The sequence below is a fragment of the Anaerotignum sp. genome, from assembly GCF_017483025.1.
Classification (GTDB): Bacteria; Bacillota; Clostridia; order Lachnospirales; family Anaerotignaceae; genus Anaerotignum_A.
Window position 1 is genome coordinate 20,763 of sequence record NZ_JAFUMA010000040.1, and the last position, 7,958, is coordinate 28,720.

Sequence of the window (7,958 nt, forward strand, 5' to 3'; positions counted from 1 at the left end):
CTATGAAGACGATACTGGCGAAGGTCGACCTGCGCCAGCCCGAGTCTGCGGAAGTCATTCAGACAGCTGCAAAGATTTTGCAGGAGGGAGGTTTGGTGGCTTTCCCCACTGAAACGGTTTACGGTTTGGGCGGGAACGGACTGGACAGTACGGCCTGTGAAAAAATTTATCTTGCGAAGGGGCGTCCTTCGGACAACCCCCTTATCCTTCACATTTCCGAATTTGAGGAACTGAACGCCATCGTCAGGGAAATTTCCCCCGAGGCGAAAAAACTGATGGATGCCTTCTGGCCCGGCCCTCTGACCATGGTTTTCCCTAAGGCAGACATCGTGCCTGCCAAGGCAACAGGCGGATTGGACACGGTAGCCGTGCGCTTCCCCAATCACCCTGTGGCAAGGGCCATCATCAAAGCGGCGGGTCTGCCTATCGCAGCGCCCAGCGCCAATTCCTCCGGCAAGCCCAGCCCCACCCGGGCATCCCATGTGGAATTTGACCTGAATGGCAAGATCGACATGATCGTGGATGGCGGCGCGGCGGAATGGGGTCTGGAATCCACCATCGTGGATGTTTCCGGCGAGGTTCCCATGATTTTGCGCCCCGGTGCAGTCACAAAGGAAATGATGGAAGAAGTGGTAGGGAAGGTGGAGATCGACCCTGCCATCCTGAAAAAGCCTGCGGCAGATTTAAAGCCTAAGGCACCGGGTATGAAATATACCCATTATTCCCCTAAGGCAGAAGTGGTTCTGGTGAAAGGGGAAACAAAGGCGGTTGCCGACGAGATCAATCGTCTGGCGGCGCTGGATATGGTTAGCGGAAAGAAAACAGGCGTCATGGCGACAGAGGAAACAAAAGGCCTCTACAAAGCCGACATCGTCCTTTCCCTGGGCAGCAGGGAAAGACCCGAGGAAATTGGGGCGAACCTGTTCAAATTATTGAGAAAATTCGACTTTCTGGGCGCAGAAAAAGTCTATTCCGAAGTCTTCTCCGAAGAGGGCGAAGGCATGGCTATTATGAACCGCCTGAATAAGGCGGCAGGCTACCAGATGATAGAAGTGGACAAATAAAAAGGAGTGTTATTTATGCTGGCACTGGGTTGCGACCACGGCGGTTACCCCCTGATGAAAGAAGTCATCAAATATCTGGAAGATAACAAGATCGAATATAAAAACTTCGGTACATATTCCGAAGACTCCGTAGACTATCCTGTATATGGCAAGGCTGTAGCAAATGCTGTAGCCAGCGGCGAATGTGAGCAGGGTATCTTGATCTGCGGCACAGGTATTGGTATCTCCATCACAGCAAACAAAGTAAAAGGCATCCGCTGCGCCCTGTGCGGCGATGTTTTCTCTGCAAAAGCAACAAGAGAACATAACGATGCAAACATCCTGGCAATGGGTGCCAGAGTAACAGGCCCCGGCCTGGCTCTGGAAATCGTAAAAGCGTTCCTGGAAACACCTTTTTCCAACGATGAACGCCACATCAGAAGAATCAACCAGATCGAAGATTGAGAGGAACTGTTATGAGCAAATTATTCGTATCTGAGCATCCCCTGATCCATACAAAAATGGCGATGCTGAGAAGCAAAGAAACCGGTACAAAAGAATTCCGTGAGATCATCGGCGAAGTGGCGTCTCTGCTGTTCTACGAAGCAACAAGAGAACTGCCCCTGACGGAAGTTGCCGTGCAGACGCCTATTGCAGCGACCATCTGCAAGACCATCGATACAAAACTGGCAGTTGTGCCCATCCTGCGTGCAGGCATCGGCATGACAGACGGTATCCTGAACCTGGTGCCTACAGCGAAGATCGGTCATATCGGCCTGTATCGTGACGAAGTGACACTGGAACCTGTGGAATACTACTGCAAACTGCCTGCAGATGTGGAAGAAAGAACTGTTTTCCTGGTAGACCCCATGCTGGCAACAGGCGGCTCCGCTGATGCGGCAATCGGCTTCCTGAAAGCAAGAGGCGTGAAGAAGATCATCTTCCTGTGCATCCTGGCTGCGCCCAATGGCGTGGAAAGACTGCAGAAAAACCACCCCGATGTGGATATCTACGCAGCGGCCCACGACGGCAAGCTGAATGAAAACGGCTATATCGTGCCCGGCCTGGGCGATGCCGGCGACCGTATCTTCGGTACAAAATAACAGCAGTTTCCCGTAGGCTATATAGCCGAAAGAGGAGAGATTTACATTGATAGAACATAATTGGTTGTTATATATTGCAGCCTTTGCCTGTGCCTTCGCCATAACCCTGGTGACGACACCCTTTGCAAAGTGGCTTTCCGTCAAATGCGGTGCCATCGACTATCCGAAGGACAGAGGCGTGCATAAAAAACCGATGCCCCGTATGGGCGGGGTAGCCATCGTGCTGGGCTTTATTATCACAGTATTGATGGTATATCATTTTGATAAGAGCATGAACCCGAAGCAATTTGCGGGCTTCCTTATGGGCGCTCTGCTGATCGCAGGCCTGGGCGTGGTGGATGATATGAAGAACCTGCCTGCAAAGCTGAAATTCTGCGTGCAGCTTCTGGCGGCGCTGATCGTCATCATGTCCGGCACAAGGATTCAGGTGGTCCTCTGGCCTGTGACCACATATCTGCAGGCGTTCAGCATTCCTATCACTCTGGTCTGGATCGTTGGCGTGACCAACGCCGTAAACCTGATCGATGGTCTGGATGGTCTGGCGGCAGGTGTAACTTCTATCGCAGCCATGAGCCTGATGGTGCTTTGCATCATGACAGGTTCCACAACGGCAGTTGTGCTGACAGCGGCTCTGGCGGGGGCATGTCTGGGCTTTTTGCCTAGAAACTTCAATCCTGCGGAGATTTTCATGGGTGATACCGGCTCTACATTCCTGGGCTTCGTGCTGGCTGTGACCAGTATCCTGGGCGTATTCAAGGGCTATGCCCTGCTGGCAATGATCGTAAGCGTGCTGTGCGTTGGCCTGCCTGTTTTCGATACCATCTGCGCGATGCTGCGCCGTATGGCAAAAAAACAGCCCATCATGCAGGCGGACAGAGGTCATCTGCATCATAAGCTGATCGATCATGGCTTCAGCCAGAGACAGGCGGTGCTGATCATGTATACCATCAGTCTGCTTCTTGGTCTGTTGGCAATCTTCATCAGCTTCAAGGATTCCGGCACGATCGTGGTAGTGGCGCTGACAGTCATCGTGCTGTGCTTCATCATCTACTATTTCAATGCCCATATCAAAAATAAGCAAGATAACGACAATAACGATAAGAAATGAATTTTCTCCCTGTTTCTAGAACAGGGAGATTTTTTTGTCTTTGTTCCCCTGTTTTTGTCGGCGGGAATATGGTATACTAAAATGCACGAAATAAATCGGAAGGAGAACCCCTATGGCAGATAAGATCGAACTGAATAAAAACTTCATAGAAACAGAGCTGCCGGTGGCGCCTCCTTTGTATGTATCCATTTACCTGATGACGCTGTTGGTGGGGCAGGATTCCCAAAAGGTGGCGGAAAAACTGAACGCCACGGAAAGCGATGTGCTTCGTGCCTGGGCCTATTGGATGGACAGAAAGGTGATGCAGAAAGAGGGGGCGAAAAAAACTCCCGAAAAACGCATCCTTGTTTCTGCTGAATGTCCTGATTATTCCCCTGCGGAACTGGCCATGTATGCAAAAAATCAGGATGTCAAGAGGCTTTTCGACTCTGCCCAGCAGAAACTGGGGAAATTCCTTTCCCAGCGGGATACGAGCTTATTGTTCAGTTTTCATGACTGGCTTGGTCTGCCTTTGGATGTTATTGATACATTGCTTTCCTATTGCACTGCCAATGGGCATAAGAACATGGCATATATTGAAAAAATTGCCGTAGACTGGGCAGAAAAAGGCATCGATACAGTGGAAAAGGCTGTGGAATACATAGAAATTAGAAAAACAGGCTTCCGCGCTATTTTGCAGGCTTTTGGGCAGAATCGCCCGCCTGTGCCTGCGGAAGAGGATTATATGAAAAAATGGCTTTGGGAATATAAGCTTCCTGTGGAAGTGATCAAGATCGCCTGTGAACGTACCGTTCTGAAAACGGGCAGGGTATCTTTCCCTTACGCTGACAGCATTTTGCGCCAGTGGCGGGATGCAGGCGTGAAGGATGCGGCAGGCATCGAGGAACTGGATAAAGCCTTTGCAGCGAAGAAGAATCAACAGAATCAAACACAGGCAAATCAGCCTGCGCAAACGACGCAGAAACCGAAACAGAATCGTTTCATCAACTACACCCAGAGCGAATGGGACTTTGCGGAACTGGAACGACTGGAACGGGAACAGAGAGAAAAATGGTGATAGGAGGGGAAAAACTTGGCAACGAGAACGCAAATCTACAAAGAAGTGCTGCGGGAATATGATGCCCTGCGTACCCAAAAAATGGCGGAACTGCGGGAACGCAAAGAAAGCCTTTATATGAGATTTCCCCGACTGGAGGAAATAGAACAGGAACTTTCCCTGCTGGGGGTTTCCACGGCGAAGCTGGTGCTTCTGAGCCCCGATGCCCTGGAAGGGGCAGTGGCCCAAATGAAACAGAAACAGCAGGACCTGGAGGATGAAAGAATGGGCATCATGGCGAAAAACTGTCTTTCTCCCAGCCTCCTGAAAATAGAGTATGTCTGCGAGAACTGCAAGGACACGGGCTATGTGGAAAACGAGCCCTGTGCCTGCATGAAGCATAAACTGATGGACAGACTGTACGACCAGTCCAATGTCCGTGATGTAGTGAAAATGGAAAATTTCGATACCTTTGATCTGCGCCTGTTCAATGATGAGGTCGTTCCTGCGGAGGGCATCTCGCCCAAGGAAAACGCAAAGCGCAACCTGAAAATGACCATGGCCTTTGCGGAGGATTTCACGGGGGATAACCTGCTCCTTTATGGCGGCGCAGGACGCGGCAAGACCTTCCTGTGCAACTGCATTGCCAAAGATGTGCTGGATCGGGGAAAGACTGTCCTTTATCTGACGGCAGGTCAGCTTTTCAAACAGCTGGAGGAAATGCGCTTCCGCAACAAAGAAGAGGAAGAAGATATGGACTGGGATGCGGAATTGCTGGATGCAGACCTGCTCATCATCGACGACCTTGGTACGGAATTTGCCACCATGTTTACGGCTTCTGAACTCTTCCGCATCATCAACGACAGAAAACTGCGGAAACGCCCCGTGGTGATCTCTACCAATCTGGATTATAAGGCCCTGATGGATCAGTATTCCGACCGTGTGATGAGCCGCCTCATCGGGGAATATACTACCCTGAAATTCTTCGGGGAAGATATCCGTATGAAGAAAAAATATAATCGATAAGCAAAAAAATAAGACCCTGAAAAGGGTCTTTTTTTATTTGCCGATCAAGAAAAGTCCGGCGGCGCAAACGGCGATGCCCGCCAGTTGTCGCATGGTGATGGTCTCTTTATACAGCAGGATGCCCACGAAAAGCAAGATGCACGCCACGGCAATATTGCAGACCAGAGAAGCCACGCTGACCTGCCAGCCTGCACGGTACACGCAGATATAGCCAAATTCCAGAAAAACGATGGAGGCGGACAGGGCAATCGTAGCCCAGTTGGCTTTGCTCATTTCCTGCAGGATATTTTTCTGCCCGCTGGTCAAAAAGAACATCACCAGAGAAACCACGCCGGCGATGAGATAGGTTAAGGCAAGAGAGGCGAAGGGGCTGATATCCCCGGGGGTGGATTTGGCGCAGGTATGGTAAAGGGTATTGGCGCCGATAACGATCAGAACAGGCCAAAGCATTTGCCACATAGAAAATTCCTCCTTCAAAAATAAAAAACGCACAAAACCATCATCAGCCTTGTACGGTTATGGTACATCCGTTTATTTTTTCCTATCTTACTGCAAAGAGTACTGCTTTGCAAGAAGATTGTCGAAACTTTCTCTGCACCCTCGCCCCATTTTGACAAAAAAAGCGGGCATATTTGATTAGAATGGGCATATGGAGGGAAAGTTATGGAAAAAACAGAAATCACATTAGAATATACGGAACAGACCCCCACTTTCGGGAAGATGATCCTGCCGAAAAAAGAACCGAAGAAGCCTTTCCCCTGGAAAGCTATGCTGAAAGGCGGCGGCTTCTGTCTGGTGGGTCTTCTCTGGGGCAGGGTAGAGCTGCTGGAACTGCTGCGGCCCATGGGATTGGCCTATCTTTCTGCCTTTTTCGGGGAAGGGGGGCTTTTCTGGGCGGTGTGGCTTTCCGTGGGCGTGGGTTCTTTTCCCAATGCGCCCCTGAAAGCGGGTGCGGGTCTGGCGGCATCCTTTGCCATCCAGCTGACTATGGGGCGGTTCCTCCTCAGAGAGGAAATGGGCAAGAAAGCCCTTCTGGGTACCTTTGCGGCGGCGTTGGCGGGCATTTTCTTTGCCATCAGCCGACAGGGGCTGGGGTTCTATTTCGCCATTGCGGCGGTGGAAAGCGCCCTCACCCTTGGCATCAGCTATCTTTTGCAAAAGGGGACGGCTCTTTTACTGGAACGGGAAAACTATTATATTCTGACAAGAGAGGAGACCCTTTCCCTGCTGCTCCTGATCGGCGGTGCGCTGGCGGGGCTGGCTTCTTTGAGACAGCCGATTTTACGGGATACGCTCCTGCCTGCGGCAGCGGCTTTTTTCCTTCTTTTTTCCGCAAGGCAGGAGGGCATCGGCGGCGGGGCGGCCGCGGGGGTATTCCTGGGTTTCCTTCTTTTCCTTTGCAATGGGGCAGAACTGCCCCTTTTTGTAGCCCTCGCTTTAGGGGGAATGCTGGCGGGCTGCGTCAAAGACCTGGGCAGGCTGGCCTCTGCTCTGGCCATGGTGCTGGCTCCCTGCATTTTTCTGTTTTACATAGATATGACGTTGCTGAAACCGATTTGGATGGGAGGTTTGGTAATCGGGGCGTTGCTGTTTTCCCTGTTCCCCAAAAGTCTGCTGGAAAAAATCAGCGGCATGCGGGAAGCAGAAAGCCCCCAGGACAGATATACGAAGATGAAGGAGTTGACGGAAGAAAAGCTGCTGGGGTTTTCCTCAGCATTTGAAGCACTGGCGAAAACCTTTGTGAAGGAAGGGGAACGAAAGGACAAAGGAGAGATCGCAAGACTGGTCGATACCATTGCGGGAAGAGCCTGTCAGGACTGCGGACTGGCCCATTACTGCTGGGAAGAAGACCTTTACAAGACCTATAGTATGACCTTTTCCGCTCTGTCCCATTGCGACAGCCACGGGCGGTTCACCGAAGCACAGCTGCCTGAAAATTTTCGGGAGACCTGCCCCCGGGTGGATGGGTTTGTGGAAACGGTCAATGAGGTCTATGAAATGTATCGAAGGGACTGCCTCTGGATCAGCCGCCTGACGGAATGCAGAGAGTTAGTAGGACAGCAATTGCTGGCGGTGGGGGAGATCATGCAGACCCTTTCGGGACAGATGGAATTAAACTGCGTTTTTCTGGAAGGGGCAGAAAAGGCATTGACGGATGCCTTGAAAAAACAGGGCTTCCGGCCGAAAAAGGCAGTTGTTACAGAAGAGAAAAACCGTCGAGGAAAGCAGGTGCGCATCACTTTGCCCGCCTGCGGTGGGAAAGGTATCTGCAGAGATAAGATACTCCCTTTGGTGAAAAAGACCTTGGGCTGCCCCATGGTCTTATTGGAAGAGGGTACCTGTTCCATGGATGCGGAAGGGCATCAATGTACCCTGCATTTTTGCGAAGAGCCCGCCTTTTCCCTGACCACAGCCACAGCTGTTGCCCCTGCAGAAGAGGGCAGACCTACGGGGGACGCGGCGGCCTTTCTGGAAACGGAGCGGGGAAATGCCCTTCTTGCCCTTTCCGATGGCATGGGAACGGGAGAAGCGGCGGCGAAGGAAAGCCGTATCGCCATCGAATTGCTGGAACAATTCACGGAAGCCGGCTTTGACCGTGAGCTGGCAGTGCGGATGATAAACTCGGCTCTTTTGCTGCGGCG

The 7,958-nt window shown here is 51.5% G+C and carries 8 protein-coding genes; 7 read left to right on the top strand and 1 reads right to left on the bottom strand.

The features are described 5' to 3' along the window. The first annotated feature begins 2 nt into the window (after positions 1-2). The 6 genes from IJ369_RS03545 (at position 3) to IJ369_RS03570 (ending at position 5,316) form a co-directional block, all read left to right on the top strand. Positions 3-1,064 (top strand): L-threonylcarbamoyladenylate synthase, encoded by a 1,062-nt coding sequence (locus IJ369_RS03545; RefSeq protein WP_290716051.1) that lies wholly within the window; start codon positions 3-5, stop codon positions 1,062-1,064. A 15-nt stretch (positions 1,065-1,079) separates the two neighbouring features. After that, positions 1,080-1,508, top strand: a complete 429-nt coding sequence (rpiB, locus tag IJ369_RS03550) for a ribose 5-phosphate isomerase B (RefSeq protein WP_290716054.1) — start codon at positions 1,080-1,082, stop codon at positions 1,506-1,508. Between the two features lie 11 nt (positions 1,509-1,519). Then, positions 1,520-2,146: a uracil phosphoribosyltransferase gene (gene upp / locus IJ369_RS03555; RefSeq protein WP_290716056.1), complete on the top strand. Its 627-nt coding sequence runs from the start codon at positions 1,520-1,522 to the stop codon at positions 2,144-2,146. A 46-nt stretch (positions 2,147-2,192) separates the two neighbouring features. Next, complete coding sequence (locus IJ369_RS03560) at positions 2,193-3,254, top strand: MraY family glycosyltransferase (protein ID WP_290716058.1); 1,062 nt, start codon at positions 2,193-2,195, stop codon at positions 3,252-3,254. Positions 3,255-3,366: 112 nt separating this feature from the next. Continuing rightward, a complete protein-coding gene (locus IJ369_RS03565; protein ID WP_290716060.1) occupies positions 3,367-4,311 on the top strand; it encodes a DnaD domain protein in 945 nt (314 codons plus the stop codon). Between the two features lie 15 nt (positions 4,312-4,326). Then, positions 4,327-5,316 (top strand): ATP-binding protein, encoded by a 990-nt coding sequence (locus tag IJ369_RS03570; RefSeq protein ID WP_290716063.1) that lies wholly within the window; start codon positions 4,327-4,329, stop codon positions 5,314-5,316. A 33-nt stretch (positions 5,317-5,349) separates the two neighbouring features. Here the strand turns inward: IJ369_RS03570 and IJ369_RS03575 are convergent, their stop codons facing one another. Next, entirely contained in the window at positions 5,350-5,775 is a 426-nt protein-coding gene (locus tag IJ369_RS03575; protein WP_290716065.1) for an EamA family transporter, read from the bottom strand. A 204-nt stretch (positions 5,776-5,979) separates the two neighbouring features. Here IJ369_RS03575 and IJ369_RS03580 point away from each other — a divergent pair. Continuing rightward, positions 5,980-7,958: hypothetical protein (locus IJ369_RS03580; protein WP_290716067.1), on the top strand; the 1,979-nt coding region annotated here is incomplete at its 3' end.

Excerpts from the sequence above, each read along its gene's own strand:
- IJ369_RS03545 (WP_290716051.1), top strand. The coding sequence starts at position 3 with ATGAAGACGATACTGGCGAAGGTCGACCTGCGCCAGCCCGAGTCTGCG.
- rpiB (WP_290716054.1), top strand. The coding sequence starts at position 1,080 with ATGCTGGCACTGGGTTGCGACCACGGCGGTTACCCCCTGATGAAAGAA.
- upp (WP_290716056.1), top strand. The coding sequence starts at position 1,520 with ATGAGCAAATTATTCGTATCTGAGCATCCCCTGATCCATACAAAAATG.
- IJ369_RS03565 (WP_290716060.1), top strand. The coding sequence starts at position 3,367 with ATGGCAGATAAGATCGAACTGAATAAAAACTTCATAGAAACAGAGCTG.
- IJ369_RS03575 (WP_290716065.1), bottom strand. The coding sequence starts at position 5,775 with ATGTGGCAAATGCTTTGGCCTGTTCTGATCGTTATCGGCGCCAATACC.